This is a genomic window from Pseudoduganella sp. R-31, assembly GCF_049913235.1.
Lineage (GTDB): Bacteria > Pseudomonadota > Gammaproteobacteria > Burkholderiales > Burkholderiaceae_D > Rugamonas.
Window position 1 is genome coordinate 1,314,725 of the sequence record NZ_CP183986.1, and the last position, 15,703, is coordinate 1,330,427.

Below are 15,703 nucleotides of genomic sequence, written 5' to 3' on the forward strand. Positions count from 1 at the left end.
ATGGAAGCAGAACACCAGTACTTGAGTTTCCGCCTTGGCGAGGAAACGTTCGGGCTGGGGATCCTCGGCGTGCGCGAGATCATCGAGTACGGCGGCGTGACCGACGTGCCGATGATGCCGTCCTGCGTGCGCGGCGTGATCAACCTGCGTGGCGCCGTGGTGCCGGTGCTGGACCTGGCCGCGCGCTTCGGGCTCGCCCCGTGCACAACAGGACGGCGGAGCTGCATCGTCATCGTCGAATGCGGGCAGGCGCCGGAGCAGCAGGTGCTTGGCCTGCTGGTCGACGCGGTGAATGCGGTGCTCGACATCGACGCAGGGCAAATCGAACCTGCGCCCGGCTTCGGAGCGGGGCTGCGCAACGACTTCATCACTGGCATCGGCAAAGTCGATGGTAAATTCGTCATCCTGGTCAACCTGGAGGCCGTGCTGAACGTGCCGGAGATCGCCGCAATGGCGGGAGATGTGAATTGATGCAGACAGTTGCTCCCCTGACGGATCGCGAATTCGTGCAATTCCAGCGCTTCATCCACGAAGCGGCCGGGATTTCGCTGTCGGAGGCCAAGAAGCCGCTGGTGTCGGGACGCCTCGCCAAGCGCCTGCAGCACCTGCAGTTCGATAGCTACGGCTCCTATTTCGCGTTCATCGCCAGCGGAACGGCGCCGGAGGAAACCCAGATCGCGATCGACCTCCTGACCACCAATGAGACTTACTTCTTCCGCGAAGCCCGCCATTTCGAGCATTTGCGCACCGTGCTGAAGGAACGCCGGCAGGACGGGGCGCCGTTCCGGGTCTGGAGCGCAGCCTGCTCCACAGGGGAGGAGCCGTATTCGATCGCCATGGTGCTGGCCGACCTGCTGCCGCCACAAGGCTGGGAGGTGCTCGCTTCCGACGTCAGCGCGCGCGTGCTGGAGACGGCGCGCCGGGGCCACTACCCGATGACGCGCGCCGCCCATGTTCCGCCGGAATACCTGCGCCGCTTCTGCCTGAAGGGCATCGACGTCGAAGACGGTACGCTTCTTGTTTCACGCGTGCTGCGCGAATGCGTGGAATTCGCCCAGATCAACCTGAATGCGGCGCGCCTGCCGGCGCTGGGCAGGTTCGAGGTGGTATTCCTGCGCAATGTGCTGATCTACTTTGACGGCGAAACCAAGCGGCGCGTGGTGCTGCGCGTGCTCGATTACCTGCGCCCGGGCGGCTACCTGTACATCGGCCACTCAGAGAGCCTGCACGATATGGGGCTGCCGGTACGCGGCGTTTCCCCGGCAATTTATTGCAAGGAATGAGATGAAAACGGGCGCCGGCTTCGAGGTCTACCTGCTGCCCGGCGAGTACTTCGTCGGCGATGCGCGTTACCGCATCCGTACCGTGCTGGGCTCCTGCGTGTCGATCACCTTGTGGCACCGGCGCTTGCGCATCGGCGCCATGTCGCACTTCCTGCTGTCGGAGCGCGAAGCGGGGGCGGACGGCGAGCCGGAAGCTGGCTTGAGCGGCCGCTATGGCAAGGACGCGATGACGTTGATGGTGGCCCAGCTCAAGGAGCGCGGCGTGCCCGCGCGGGAATGCGAGGCGAAGGTATTCGGCGGCGGCACCATGTTTCCATCGATCGAAGCGGGCCGGCAAATGGGAATCGGGCACCGCAACGGTGTCGCGGCGGAAAAGCTGTTGGCTGAGTACGGCATTCCCGTGGTGTCGGAAAGCCTGTTCGGCACGGGCCACCGGCATATCCTGTTCGACGTGGCCACCGGCGATGTCTGGGTGCGCCAGGGAGAGCTGGCGGAAAAGGGCGAGGCATGAAGCAGATCAAGGTCATGGTGGTGGACGATTCGGCCGTGGTGCGGCAAGTGCTGAGCGGCCTGCTCGGCCGCGAGCCGGACATGCAGGTCACGCACGCCGTGGCCGACCCGATCCTGGCCGGGGAGCGCATGCGCCTGCAGTGGCCGGATGTGGTGGTGCTGGATGTCGAAATGCCGCGCATGGATGGCATCACCTTCCTGCGCAAGATCATGGCCGAACGCCCGACGCCGGTTGTCATCTGCTCCTCGCTGACGGAGAAGAGCACCCGCATATCGATGGAGGCGCTGGCTGCCGGCGCCGTTGCGGTAGTCGGCAAGCCCCGGCTGGACCTGCGCCAGTCGCCGCACGAGGGCTGCGACGATCTGGTAGCTGCGGTGCGCAGCGCGGCCCAGGCCAGGCTGCAAGCTCTTCCCGCCGTCCGCCTGTCGGCGCCGCCCCAGGTACCGCCGGCCAAGCTGAGCGCGGACGCCATCCTGTCCCCGATGGGCGAGCGAGAACTGCCCGCGCGTGGCAATGAGCGCGTCGTGGCCCTCGGCACGTCGACCGGCGGCACGCAAGCGCTGGAACGCGTATTGAGCGAGCTTACGCCGGCTGCGCCGGGCATCGTCATTGTGCAGCACATGCCGGAACAGTTCACCGCTGCTTTCGCCGAGCGCCTGGACGGCCTGTGCCAGATCGAGGTCAGGGAAGCTCGCAATAACGACCCCGTGCGTCCGGGCCAAGCATTGATTGCTCCAGGCGGCCGCCATATGCTGCTGCGGCGCGGGCCATCCGAATACTTCGTCGAAGTGGTCGATGGACCGTTGGTTAACCGTCACCGACCCTCGGTCGACGTGCTATTCAGGTCCGTGGCAAAGTGTGCCGGCGCGAGTGCGCTCGGCATTATCATGACCGGAATGGGCGACGATGGCGCTGTCGGCCTGCTGGAAATGCGCCAGGCCGGCGCCCGCACGCTGGCGCAGGACGAACAGAGTTGCGTGGTTTACGGCATGCCGCGGGAAGCGGTGAAGCGCGGCGCGGCGGAGCGCAGTGTCGCGCTGGGTGCAATAAGCCGCGAAATCCTGCAATATGGAGGTGTCGAACGGAGGGCGAATGAAGGACTTTAGCGCAAGCACGGCCTTGATCGTCGAGGACAGCGCAGTGCAACGCGAGCACGTAGCAGCGTTGCTGCGCCAGATTGGCTTTGGCACTGTCCTGGTCGCGAACGACGGGATCAATGCCTTGCTCACGCTGGAGCAGCGCGCCGCCCCGGTGGACCTGGTATTGACGGACCTCGACATGCCTGGCATGGACGGCGTGGAGTTGATCCAGCAACTGGCCAAGCGGCGTTGGGCGGCCAACCTGATCGCCGCATCGGCCAACCAGCCGCGCCTGATGGAAGCGGCAAGCAGCCTGCCTGCAGGCAGTGCGATGCGCCTGCTGTCCACCATGCCCAAGCCGGTGCGGCTGGAAGCGCTGCAGGCACTGCTGCACGACGCATCGATGCTGGCGCTGGCCGAGCTGGAACAGGACGTCGCGCCGGAAGTTCCCAACTTCATGGAGATTGAGGCCGGCCTGGCGGCCGGAGAATTCATATCTTTATATGCGCCGCGCGTCGCCCTCGATAGCGGCCGGATGGTGGGCATCGCGGTGCAGGGCACTTGGCGCCGCCCGGGGCGTACTGCAATCGATGTCGCCCGCCTGCTTCCTGCGCTGGCGGGCGACAGTGAAACCATCGGCGCCATCTTGCTGGCGCTGGCAACCCAGTCCGCAGCAGACTTGCACGGTTGGCAGGAAATGGGGCTGTCAGCGATCAAGCTGTCGCTTCCGCTGCCGGCCGAACTCCTGGAAGACCTGGGAGAGCTGGGGCGGCTGGTGGCCGGCATCCAGGCGCAGGACGTCAAGCCGGGCAGCGTTTGCTGGGAGATTAGCGAGGCGGTGATTGCAGCCTGTGAGCCGGAAGCGCTGCACAATATAGGCCGCCTGAGCTTGCGCGGCTACGGCGTCGGGGCAGTCCACTGCGGGCGCTATGAGGCAAAAACGCGCGACTTTGCCTGCTTCCCGCTGGCGGAGATTTCGATCGCCCCCTTGTTCGTGCACGAGGCGGCGCAGCGCAGCCATCGCAGGCCGTTGTTCGAGGGCCTGCTGGCCATGGCCGGCAAGCTTGGCGTGCCGGCTTGCGCCGACGGCATCGAAAACGTCGAAGACTGGGCGCTCATGAGGGAGATGGGCTGCAGCACTGGACAAGGCCCGTTGATTGCCGCCCCGATGGAGGGAGGCGAATTCGTCGAGTGGTACAAGGACAGCCGCCAGCGATTGCGCGACTGCGCGGGCCATCATCTCAGTGACGCGGCGCCTCCAGCGGCAGGGACAGGGTAAAGCAGGTACCGCAGCCCTCCTCGCTGCGTACGGTAATCCGTCCGCCCAGGATGTCGGAGACGATACTGTGCACGATATGCAGGCCGAGGCCTGAACCGCCGACGCCCATCTTGGTGGTAAAGAAGGGATCGAAGATGCGTTCCTGGTTGCTGGCGCTGATGCCGTTGCCGTTATCGCGCACGTGCAGCGCAATCCAGTCGGCCTTCTCATACTCAGCCACCAGTTCCACCTTGCCCTCGCTGCGGCCATCAAAGGCATGCATGATGGCGTTGTTGACCAGGTTGGCGATTACCTGGCCGAGCGGGCCGGGGTAGCTGTCCATCATCAGCTCGTCCGGGACGGACTGCACGACCTCGAACGGGGTGCGCCTGATCGATGGCAGCAGGGTCAATACATTCCCTGAAACGACTTCCGACAGCAGGAAGGTGCGGCGCTGGGTGCTGGTCTGGTCCACCGCCACTTGCTTGAAGTTGGTGACCAGGTCGGCGGCACGTTGCAGGTTGCGCATCAGGATCTCGGTCGTGGTGCAGGCATTATCCAGATAGCCGACCAGTTCCGAGCGCCGCATGTTTTCGCCCTTGTTGAAGTGCTCGCGAATATCCCCTGTTTGCGCCTCGAAGGTGCTTGCCACCATCAGGCTGTTGCCGATCGGCGTATTCAGTTCATGTGCAATGCCGGCAACCAGGGAACCAAGTGCCGCCAGTTTTTCATGGTGCACCAGGTCTTCCTGGGCCCGCGCCAGCGATTGGTAAGCCTGCTTCAACTCATTATTCGCGCGGCGCAGCGCAATGTGGGTATTGATGCGGGCCAGGACTTCTTCGACCTGGAAAGGCTTGGTGATGTAATCGACGCCGCCAACTGCGAAGCCGCTGACAATCTGTTTGGCGTCGCTGAGGCCCGTCATGAAGATGACCGGCACGTCTCGCGTATCGGCATCGGCCTTCAGGCGGCGGCATGCCTCGAAGCCATCCAGGCCAGGCATCACAATATCCAGGAGGATGAGGTCAGGTTCGGCCAGTGCCGCCCGCATCATGCCTTCGCGCGCATCGTGCGCCAGCACGACCAGGAAACCATGGTGGCTCAGGTGGTCGAGCAGGGCGAGCAGCAGGGTGGGCGAATCGTCGACGACCAGGACTGTTGGCGGGCGTGGCTGAGCTTGTTTAGATGGCATTCCAAACCTTTTTCACGTGTGGCCCTTGTCAGAGTGAATCTGGCTTGCTATAGTTCTGTCCCTCGCAACGCAGCGCTGACAAATCAGCGAAGCGAAACGAGAAAAAGATGGGGTTGACGAGTTGCACGCTGTACCGCATAATCTCGCTTCTCTGCTGCTGACAAACACAACGCTTTGTCAACGATAAGGCAGCGATCTTTAAAAATCAACAGTCGATAAGTGTGGGCGTTTGACGATATGCCCGGACCTTCGGGTCCGATGCTCAAAATATACGTTATAACGCTCGCAAAAAATAAACGTAAATCTCGAAAGAGATTTCGTCAGTATTTTGAGTGAGTGACCTGCCGCAGAAATGCGGCAAAAACAGAGATTGAACTGAAGAGTTTGATCCTGGCTCAGATTGAACGCTGGCGGCATGCTTTACACATGCAAGTCGAACGGCAGCGCGGGCTTCGGCCTGGCGGCGAGTGGCGAACGGGTGAGTAATATATCGGAACGTACCCAAGAGTGGGGGATAACGTAGCGAAAGTTACGCTAATACCGCATACGATCTAAGGATGAAAGCAGGGGATCTTCGGACCTTGTGCTCCTGGAGCGGCCGATATCTGATTAGCTAGTTGGTGAGGTAAAGGCTCACCAAGGCAACGATCAGTAGCTGGTCTGAGAGGACGACCAGCCACACTGGAACTGAGACACGGTCCAGACTCCTACGGGAGGCAGCAGTGGGGAATTTTGGACAATGGGGGCAACCCTGATCCAGCAATGCCGCGTGAGTGAAGAAGGCCTTCGGGTTGTAAAGCTCTTTTGTCAGGGAAGAAAAGGTCGTGGCTAATATCCACGACTGCTGACGGTACCTGAAGAATAAGCACCGGCTAACTACGTGCCAGCAGCCGCGGTAATACGTAGGGTGCAAGCGTTAATCGGAATTACTGGGCGTAAAGCGTGCGCAGGCGGTTTCGTAAGTCTGTCGTGAAATCCCCGGGCTTAACCTGGGAATGGCGATGGAGACTGCGAGGCTAGAGTTTGGCAGAGGGGGGTAGAATTCCACGTGTAGCAGTGAAATGCGTAGAGATGTGGAGGAACACCGATGGCGAAGGCAGCCCCCTGGGTCAAAACTGACGCTCATGCACGAAAGCGTGGGGAGCAAACAGGATTAGATACCCTGGTAGTCCACGCCCTAAACGATGTCTACTAGTTGTTGGGTCTTAATTGACTTAGTAACGCAGCTAACGCGTGAAGTAGACCGCCTGGGGAGTACGGTCGCAAGATTAAAACTCAAAGGAATTGACGGGGACCCGCACAAGCGGTGGATGATGTGGATTAATTCGATGCAACGCGAAAAACCTTACCTACCCTTGACATGGCAGGAATCCTGGAGAGATCCGGGAGTGCTCGAAAGAGAACCTGCACACAGGTGCTGCATGGCTGTCGTCAGCTCGTGTCGTGAGATGTTGGGTTAAGTCCCGCAACGAGCGCAACCCTTGTCATTAGTTGCTACGCAAGAGCACTCTAATGAGACTGCCGGTGACAAACCGGAGGAAGGTGGGGATGACGTCAAGTCCTCATGGCCCTTATGGGTAGGGCTTCACACGTCATACAATGGTACATACAGAGGGCCGCCAACCCGCGAGGGGGAGCTAATCCCAGAAAGTGTATCGTAGTCCGGATTGTAGTCTGCAACTCGACTACATGAAGTTGGAATCGCTAGTAATCGCGGATCAGCATGTCGCGGTGAATACGTTCCCGGGTCTTGTACACACCGCCCGTCACACCATGGGAGCGGGTTTTACCAGAAGTAGGTAGCTTAACCGCAAGGAGGGCGCTTACCACGGTAGGATTCGTGACTGGGGTGAAGTCGTAACAAGGTAGCCGTATCGGAAGGTGCGGCTGGATCACCTCCTTTCTAGAGTCGGCATCAGACTCAAACGTTCACACTTATCGGCTGTTGTTAGGTACTGGTCAAACGTAAGCCTTCGGGTTTAGGTTTGAGTAGTAACGTTCTTTAACAATCTGGAAGAAGTAAAAGTTTTATTAAGCGATATCGAAAGATATTACTTAGGGTAGTAGTAAAACTCATCAAACACAGTAGTAAGTGCTTGAACCTGTAGCCGTCAAGGTTATAGGGACAAGTGAATAAGTGCACATGGCGGATGCCTTGGCGATTACAGGCGATGAAGGACGTAGAAGTCTGCGATAAGCTTCGGGGAGCTGACAAACAAGCTTTGATCCGAAGATTTCCGAATGGGGAAACCCGGCCTTATAGGTCATCACTCACTGAATACATAGGTGTGTGAAGCGAACGCGGCGAACTGAAACATCTAAGTAGCTGCAGGAAAAGAAATCAACCGAGATTCCCAAAGTAGTGGCGAGCGAAATGGGAAGAGCCTGTACGTGATAGTCGTTTGGATAATGGAACAGATTGGAAACTCTGGCCATAGCGGGTGATAGCCCCGTACATGAAATCCAAGCGGTGGTACTAAGCGTACGACAAGTAGGGCGGGACACGAGAAATCCTGTCTGAACATGGGGGGACCATCCTCCAAGGCTAAATACTCGTAATCGACCGATAGTGAACCAGTACCGTGAGGGAAAGGCGAAAAGAACCCCGGGAGGGGAGTGAAATAGATCCTGAAACCGTGTGCATACAAACAGTCGGAGCCTCGTAAGGGGTGACGGCGTACCTTTTGTATAATGGGTCAGCGACTTACATTCAGTGGCGAGGTTAACCAGATAGGGGAGCCGTAGAGAAATCGAGTCCGAACAGGGCGCCAGTCGCTGGGTGTAGACCCGAAACCAAGTGATCTATCCATGGCCAGGTTGAAGGTGCGGTAACACGCACTGGAGGACCGAACCCACTAATGTTGAAAAATTAGGGGATGAGCTGTGGATAGGGGTGAAAGGCTAAACAAACTTGGAAATAGCTGGTTCTCTCCGAAAACTATTTAGGTAGTGCCTCAAGTATCACCGACGGGGGTAGAGCACTGTTATGGCTAGGGGGTCATCGCGACTTACCAAACCATTGCAAACTCCGAATACCGTTGAGTGCGAGCTTGGGAGACAGACATCGGGTGCTAACGTCCGGTGTCAAGAGGGAAACAACCCAGACCGCCAGCTAAGGTCCCAAAGATTGGCTAAGTGGAAAACGAAGTGGGAAGGCTAAAACAGTCAGGATGTTGGCTTAGAAGCAGCCATCATTTAAAGAAAGCGTAATAGCTCACTGATCGAGTCGTCCTGCGCGGAAGATGTAACGGGGCTAAGCCAGTCACCGAAGCTGCGGATATCCGCAAGGATATGGTAGGAGAGCGTTCTGTAAGCCTGCGAAGGTGTCTTGTAAAGGATGCTGGAGGTATCAGAAGTGCGAATGCTGACATGAGTAGCGATAATGCGGGTGAAAAGCCCGCACGCCGTAAGCCCAAGGTTTCCTGTTCAACGTTCATCGGAGCAGGGTGAGTCGGCCCCTAAGGCGAGGCAGAGATGCGTAGCTGATGGGAAGCAGGTTAATATTCCTGCACCGTCGTATGATGCGATGGGGGGACGGATCGCGGAAGGTTGTCTGCCTGTTGGAATAGGCAGTTCCTGGTTCATAGAAGGCGCTTAGGCAAATCCGGGCGCGTAATTCAAGGGACTGGGACGAGTGAGCTTGCTCACGAAGCAATCGGAAGTGGTTCCAAGAAAAGCCTCTAAGCTTCAGTCATACGAGACCGTACCGCAAACCGACACAGGTGGGCGAGATGAGTATTCTAAGGCGCTTGAGAGAACTCGGGAGAAGGAACTCGGCAAATTGGTACCGTAACTTCGGGATAAGGTACGCCTCGGTAGCTTGACCACTTTACTGTGGAAGGGCGAAAAGGTTGCAATAAACTGGTGGCTGCGACTGTTTAATAAAAACACAGCACTCTGCAAACACGAAAGTGGACGTATAGGGTGTGACGCCTGCCCGGTGCTGGAAGATTAAATGATGGGGTGCAAGCTCTTGATTGAAGTCCCAGTAAACGGCGGCCGTAACTATAACGGTCCTAAGGTAGCGAAATTCCTTGTCGGGTAAGTTCCGACCTGCACGAATGGCGTAACGATGGCCACACTGTCTCCTCCCGAGACTCAGCGAAGTTGAAGTGTTTGTGATGATGCAATCTACCCGCGGCTAGACGGAAAGACCCCATGAACCTTTACTGTAGCTTTGCATTGGACTTTGAACCAATCTGTGTAGGATAGGTGGGAGGCTTTGAAGTAGGGACGCCAGTTCCTATGGAGCCATCCTTGAAATACCACCCTGGTTTGTTTGAGGTTCTAACCTTGGTCCGTAATCCGGATCGGGGACAGTGCATGGTAGGCAGTTTGACTGGGGCGGTCTCCTCCCAAACGGTAACGGAGGAGTTCGAAGGTACGCTAGGTACGGTCGGACATCGTGCTAATAGTGCAATGGCATAAGCGTGCTTAACTGCGAGACCGACAAGTCGAGCAGGTACGAAAGTAGGACATAGTGATCCGGTGGTTCTGTATGGAAGGGCCATCGCTCAACGGATAAAAGGTACTCTGGGGATAACAGGCTGATTCCTCCCAAGAGTTCATATCGACGGGGGAGTTTGGCACCTCGATGTCGGCTCATCACATCCTGGGGCTGTAGCCGGTCCCAAGGGTATGGCTGTTCGCCATTTAAAGTGGTACGTGAGCTGGGTTTAAAACGTCGTGAGACAGTTTGGTCCCTATCTGCCGTGGGCGTTGGAAATTTGAAGGGGGCTGCTCCTAGTACGAGAGGACCGGAGTGGACGAACCTCTGGTGTACCGGTTGTCACGCCAGTGGCATTGCCGGGTAGCTAAGTTCGGAAGAGATAACCGCTGAAAGCATCTAAGCGGGAAACTTGCCTTAAGATGAGATTTCCCGGAGCCTTGAGCTCCTTGAAGGGTCGTTCGAGACCAGGACGTTGATAGGTCAGGTGTGGAAGTGCAGTAATGCATTAAGCTAACTGATACTAATTGCCCGTACGGCTTGTCCCTATAACCTTGACGGTTATGTAGCATTTACACAGTGTTTGAGAACCCTACCCCCACTTTACTTCTTCCACGATTGTTGACAAGTCATGCCTGATGACCATAGCAAGTCGGTCCCACCCCTTCCCATCCCGAACAGGACCGTGAAACGACTCTGCGCCGATGATAGTGCTGCAACCAGTGTGAAAGTAGGTTATCGTCAGGCTCTTATTAGAAAAGCCCGCCCGGCATGAATGCCGGCGGGCTTTTTGCATTATGATACGGCACGCAATTCTTTATAAAGGAATAACGATGCCGATTACGAAACTCCTCAGCGGCCTTACCCTGGCCCTGCTTTCCCTGCACGTCTCCGCGGCGACCGAGCCGGCTTGGGTTACCAAGAGCAATGAGAACGCCAAACTGCTGCTGAACCTGCAAGCCAAGTACTCTCCCGAAAGCGCCAGCAGCCTCGGCGTCGATGGCTATGACGAGCAGATCACCGACATGTCGCGCGACCTGTTCGAAGCCACCGCCAGGGATACGCGCGCTGTCGTCGCCGAACTTCAAAATCGATTGAAGGCTGAGAAGGACCCTAAAGTCAGGCAAGACCTGGAAATCCTGATCGGCGCCGCAGAAGACCAGCTGCGCTCGGCCGCAGTGAACCGCAAATACCTGCTCCCATTCACCGACGTGACCCAGCTGATGTTTGGCGTGATGCGGCAGACGCTGGACCCGCGCATCCCGAAAGAACGCCAGAAAACCCTCCTGGTGCGCATGCAAAAATACGCCGGCATCACCAAGGGCTACCGACCGATTACCGAGCTCGCCTATGAGCGCTACCTGGAACGCCAGAAAGCCGACAAGAACCTGCTTGGCCCGTACAAAGGCGAAGTGGAGCAGGCACTGAGTGCTGCGCCAGCCCTGATCAAGGGCATGAAGGAATTGCTCAGCAAGAGCGAATTGAAGGGCTGGGAGCCGGCATTTGCCGCGATCGAATCGCAACTGACTGCATACAACGCCAAGATCAAGGACCAGATCCTGCCGAAGGCACGTGCCGACCATCGTCTGCCGGCGGAAGTCTATGCGGATAATTTGCACCAGTTCGGCGTAGATATCGCTCCCAAAGAACTGATTGCGAAGGCCTTGACGTCGTTTGCGGAAATTCGCAACCAGATGGCGATCACTGCCAGCCTGATCGCCAAGGAGCGCAAGCTGCCGGACGCAGACTACCGCGTCGTCATGCGCGAGTTGAAAAAACAGCAGATCCCGGTGGAACAGGTGATGCCACTATATGGCGAGCGCCTGTCGCAGATCGAATCTGCCGTGCGTGAGCAAGGCATTGTCACCCTGCCGGACCGCAAGGCGGTGATCCGCCTGGCGAGCGAGGCGGAGAACGCACAGCAGCCTGCGCCACACATGAGCCCACCGCGCCTGATCGGCAACACCGGCGAGTACGGTGAGTTCGTGCTGACCACCGGCATGCCGCCTGATGCGAGCGGCAAGAAGCTGGCCTTCGATGACTTCACCCACCAGGCCGGTAGCTGGACCCTGACCGCGCACGAAGCACGTCCAGGCCACGAGCTGCAGTTCGCGAAGATGATCGAAATGGGCGTGTCGACCGCGCGCGGCGTCTTCGCCTTCAATAGCGTGAACGTGGAAGGCTGGGCACTCTATGCCGAAGCGGAAATGCAGCCTTACGAGCCGCTCGATGGCCAGCTATTCGCCCTGCAGCACCGCATGATGCGTGCGGCTCGTGCGTTCCTGGATCCGATGGTCAACCTGGGGGAGATCACGCCAGAAGGCGTGAAATCGTTCCTGGTCGATGAAGTTGGGCTGTCGGAAGGCATGGCAACGCAGGAAATGCAACGCTATACCTTCCGCGCGCCGGGTCAGGCGACTTCGTACTTCTATGGCTACCAGCGCCTGATGGAAACCCGCCAGGCTGCCGAAGTGGTCTTGCGACAGAAGTTCAATCGCAAGGCCTTCAATGACTTCGTGCTGGCCCAGGGGATGTTGCCGCCTGTGCTGCTGCGCAAGGCGGTGATGGAAGACTTCGTCCAATCCCAGCGTTAAACGCCCCAAACGATATCGTGTCCGCCCGTCTGGGCGGCACGCAGCATTTCCAGCAGGGGGAAGGCGCGCTGCGCAAAGCCAACCTTCTGCGATTCCGCATATGCCGCATCGGCATCATCTTCCGGCAGCGCATGGCTGGGCATATGGGCGGCATGTTCGGAATCGACTTCCGGATGCAGCTTGCTGAGCGCAACTTCCTTCTCGAGCAGTTGCAGCGCCTGGGAAGCTTCCGCTGCCGTGATGACGCCCCGGGTGGGGCTCTTTTTCAGCAGGTCCATGATGCGTTCGACATGCTCGTGAGCCATCATGACTTCCGGTGACGAAATGGATTTAAATTTGATCAACATGGCGCGCTTCCCTTAGTTTGTTGATGTGCTAATACGATAGCACGAGTGCAGTCGCGCGCGTCGTGCCTACTTAATACAATTTAAACGAACTCAAGAATGTATCAACCGTATCCGCATCAAAATGTTTCTGGTTCCCCAGAATGACGACCTGATATACGCGTTTATCCTTCGCCAGGAAGCGGCCATGCATGGCCAGCGGGGCGCCATTGGGCGCGGCGCCGCGTGCTTCCACTTCAAATGCACCGTCCCTGGTGCTTTCCCTGGTAATAGTACCGCCGATATTGCGCACCATGGCAAGCTTCATCGCCTGCACGGCCTGCGCGGCCTTGGCTGCGTCCGGTAGCTCGGCAGTGCCGACGGCAAACATGGTGCCTTCGACTTCCGCTGCGGACATGGTCATCTTCACTTCCTGGCCATCGAGGTTGACGGTGCGGGTGTAGGTGGCGGCTTTGCCGGGCAACATGACGGTGTATGGCGCGTCGGTGCTACGGAAATCGCGCCAGTCGAATTTTGGGCTGCAGGCTGCGAGCGTGCCTGCAGCGAGCAGGGCTGCGAGGGCTTTGTCCAGGGTGAGTTTCTTCATAAGCCGAATGTTAGCACCTCGCGCGCCGCTCACACTCCGCCGGGGCCCATGCCCGGACCCATGCCGCCGCCAGGTGGCGGCCCCATGCCTGGTCCGCCTGGTCCGCGCATGCCGCCTGGCTCGTGGTCTGGGCCTCCTTCGCGACGTGGCCCGGGCGAGCTGCCGAAACGGTAGGACAGGCCGACGTAGATGATGCGGCCGTCGAACTCGCGCAGCGAGCGTTCGCGCAGTGCATAGGTGTCGGTGACGGTCGACATCTTGTTGCTGTTGAAGACGTCGGTGGCATTGACCATCAGGGCCAGTTGCGGCGTGATGGCGTGGCGCCAGGTCAGGTTCAGCGTGGTGTTCGGCTCGCGGTAGCCCTGGCCAGTCAGCATCTTGCCTTGCGCCTGCACTGCCGCCTGCAGCATGTCGGTGCTGGTCGCTTGCCAGTTCAGGCGCAGGCGGCCGCTCAGCGAGGAGGCCGTGCGTTTGGTCTGGTCGCCATTCATTTCGAGCACGCTCTGTTCGAAGCGCGCTACGTTGCCGCTCAGGTTCAAGGCAAGCGTTGGCAACAGCTTGCCGGTCAGCGTGAATTCCATTCCGCCCGAGCGGGTACTGCCGGCATTTTCGCGGGTGGTCAGCAGCACCGTGTCGCTGATGAAGTATTTGCGGTCCAGGATGGAATCGGTCTCGTCGCGGTAGTAGCCGCGCAGGTTGGTCTCCAGGCCGAACATGCGGGTCTCGTAACCGAGTTCGAAGGAATCGGTTTGGGCTGGCTTCAGCTTAGGGTTGCCGGAAGAGACGTTCAGTTCATCGCGGTAGACCACGAAAGGATTCAGGTCCTGCGCATTCGGGCGGCGCAGGCGATGCGCGTAGGCGAAGCGCATTTGCGAGTTTTCGCCCATCTTGTAGGTGGCGAAGAAGCTCGGGATCAGGTTGGTGTAGCTGTTGCCGGCGACGACCTGGCTGGTGAGCTGGTCAATCTCCATTTCGGTATGTTCGGCGCGCAGGCCGGCCATCAGTCCCCATTGCTCGTTGAGGCGCATCTGGTAGGAACCATAGGCGGCGTAGATGGTTTCCTTCATATCGAAGGCATTGCTGCGCAAGGCGTTAGGCGAGCCTTCCTGCGTGATCGGGTCGATGTTGGTGTAATCGATGCTTGAATCGTTGCGGTTCTGGACGATCTTGTAGCCAAGCTTGGTCACGCCGCCGAACAGGTTTGCTTCGTAGTCGCCGGTGAAATCGATGATCTCGTTCTTGTTGCGGTTCTTCTGCGCGCTGTCGGACTGGCTGCCGACGGGCGGACGTACCACGTAGGTGTTGCGGTAGGTGTTGTCGGAATCGTTGGTGGCGGTCGACACGCGCAAGTCCATCTTGAAGCTCTCGCCCGGCGCATCGCCTTTGTGGTCCCAGCGCGCATTCCACGAGTAGTTCTTGCTCTCGCCTTCGCGCACGGTGCTGCGCAGGTAGTTGTCGGTGATGGCGCCGTCGGGATCGGCCGACAGATAAGTGTCGGACGCGCGCGCATCATTGGTGCGATGGGAGTACGCGACCTGGGCGCCGAGCGTATCGTTGGCGCCCAGATTGTAGGTGACGCCGCCGTTCAGGCCTGCATTGTCATTCAGCCCGTTTGACTGCGATTGCTGCTCGCTGTGCGACAGCGCACCGGTGCGCGGGTCGATGCGGTCTCGCACCGTTTCGCCAACGGAGTTGCGGCCGTCATGGCGCACGTTGATGCCGCCCTGGAAGCCCCACAAGCCTTCGTTGTAGGTGCCGGACAGCGCACTGTTGTAACGGCCTGCCGTGCCGTAGTTGGCGTTGGCCACGCCAAAGCCGCCGGGCTTGCGGGAGCGTTTCATGACCAGGTTGATGATCGGGCCGCCGCCGCCTTCGTTGCCGAACTGCGCGCCGGGGTTGTTGATCACTTCCACCGATTCCAGGTCTTCGGCCGGAATCGACTGCAGCGCCGGGCCGCGGTTATCGCCCTGCAGCATGGCCGATGGCTTGCCGTCGACGTAGACCTGCACATTGCTGCTGCCGCGCAGGGTCAGCGAGCCGTCCGGGTCGACGTTTACGGAAGGCACGTTGTTCAGCGCATCGGCGGCGGAGCCGTTGCTGCTAGACGCGTCGGATTTCACATCGTAGACCTGGCGGTCGATGCGGTTGGTCGGGCGCTCGGCGGCCACCGTCACGCTGGCGATATTGCCTGCTTCAGGCGGGACTTCCTTTCTTACGGTTGCTGGCGCGGCGTCGGCCTTGGCTGGCTGGGAGGTCTGGGCTTGGGCAGCGGCGCTGCCGCAGCACAAGATGATCAGGAGAGGGCCGGCGCAGTAGCGCGAGTAACGGTATTGGGTAGTCATGGTGGCGGCAATTCTAGCGAAGAAACCGCCGCTAAAACCACGCATTTACGTGGAATTACATTTGAAA

Annotated in this window: 10 protein-coding genes and 3 rRNA genes; 9 read left to right on the forward strand and 4 right to left on the reverse strand. The window is 59.0% G+C overall.

Annotated features, from left to right (window positions below):
• The 5 genes from ACN9MY_RS06035 to ACN9MY_RS06055 are packed head-to-tail and all read left to right on the forward strand — an operon-like array spanning window position 1 to window position 4,152.
• Entirely contained in the window at window positions 1–471 is a 471-nt protein-coding gene (locus ACN9MY_RS06035) for a chemotaxis protein CheW (RefSeq protein ID WP_426336971.1), read from the forward strand.
• The gene (locus ACN9MY_RS06040) at window positions 471–1,283 is read left to right on the forward strand and encodes a CheR family methyltransferase (protein WP_426172117.1); all 813 of its coding nucleotides are present in this window, start codon (window positions 471–473) and stop codon (window positions 1,281–1,283) included. Before ACN9MY_RS06035 ends, ACN9MY_RS06040 begins: the two co-directional genes overlap by 1 nt.
• Before the next feature lies 1 nt (window position 1,284).
• Complete coding sequence (locus ACN9MY_RS06045) at window positions 1,285–1,794, forward strand: chemotaxis protein CheD (protein WP_426168484.1); 510 nt, start codon at window positions 1,285–1,287, stop codon at window positions 1,792–1,794.
• A complete protein-coding gene (locus ACN9MY_RS06050; protein ID WP_426336972.1) occupies window positions 1,791–2,900 on the forward strand; it encodes a protein-glutamate methylesterase/protein-glutamine glutaminase in 1,110 nt (369 codons plus the stop codon). Before ACN9MY_RS06045 ends, ACN9MY_RS06050 begins: the two co-directional genes overlap by 4 nt.
• Window positions 2,887–4,152, forward strand: a complete 1,266-nt coding sequence (locus ACN9MY_RS06055) for an EAL domain-containing protein (protein ID WP_426336973.1) — start codon at window positions 2,887–2,889, stop codon at window positions 4,150–4,152. The genes ACN9MY_RS06050 and ACN9MY_RS06055 overlap by 14 nt, the downstream gene beginning before the upstream one ends.
• Here ACN9MY_RS06055 and ACN9MY_RS06060 read toward each other — a convergent pair.
• Complete coding sequence (locus tag ACN9MY_RS06060) at window positions 4,115–5,323, reverse strand: hybrid sensor histidine kinase/response regulator (RefSeq protein WP_426321154.1); 1,209 nt, start codon at window positions 5,321–5,323, stop codon at window positions 4,115–4,117. The genes ACN9MY_RS06055 and ACN9MY_RS06060 overlap by 38 nt on opposite strands.
• 372 nt (window positions 5,324–5,695) lie before the next feature.
• On the opposite strand from ACN9MY_RS06060, the gene ACN9MY_RS06065 reads away from it, so the two are divergent.
• The 4 genes from ACN9MY_RS06065 (at window position 5,696) to ACN9MY_RS06080 (ending at window position 12,364) form a co-directional block, all read left to right on the forward strand.
• Window positions 5,696–7,226, forward strand: a 16S ribosomal RNA gene (locus tag ACN9MY_RS06065).
• Between the two features lie 220 nt (window positions 7,227–7,446).
• Window positions 7,447–10,318, forward strand: a 23S ribosomal RNA gene (locus ACN9MY_RS06070).
• An 86-nt stretch (window positions 10,319–10,404) separates the two neighbouring features.
• Window positions 10,405–10,517, forward strand: a 5S ribosomal RNA gene (gene rrf / locus ACN9MY_RS06075).
• Together the 16S, 23S and 5S rRNA genes form the textbook arrangement of a ribosomal RNA operon.
• Before the next feature lie 86 nt (window positions 10,518–10,603).
• A complete protein-coding gene (locus ACN9MY_RS06080) occupies window positions 10,604–12,364 on the forward strand; it encodes a DUF885 domain-containing protein (protein WP_426168494.1) in 1,761 nt (586 codons plus the stop codon).
• Here ACN9MY_RS06080 and ACN9MY_RS06085 read toward each other — a convergent pair.
• The 3 genes from ACN9MY_RS06085 to ACN9MY_RS06095 form a co-directional block, all read right to left on the reverse strand.
• Entirely contained in the window at window positions 12,361–12,711 is a 351-nt protein-coding gene (locus tag ACN9MY_RS06085; RefSeq protein ID WP_426168497.1) for a DUF1840 domain-containing protein, read from the reverse strand. The genes ACN9MY_RS06080 and ACN9MY_RS06085 overlap by 4 nt on opposite strands.
• Window positions 12,712–12,781: 70 nt before the next feature.
• Window positions 12,782–13,294, reverse strand: a complete 513-nt coding sequence (locus ACN9MY_RS06090) for a hypothetical protein (protein WP_426336974.1) — start codon at window positions 13,292–13,294, stop codon at window positions 12,782–12,784.
• A gap of 29 nt (window positions 13,295–13,323) precedes the next feature.
• Window positions 13,324–15,636: a TonB-dependent receptor domain-containing protein gene (locus tag ACN9MY_RS06095; RefSeq protein WP_426321157.1), complete on the reverse strand. Its 2,313-nt coding sequence runs from the start codon at window positions 15,634–15,636 to the stop codon at window positions 13,324–13,326.
• Window positions 15,637–15,703 lie beyond the last annotated feature (67 nt).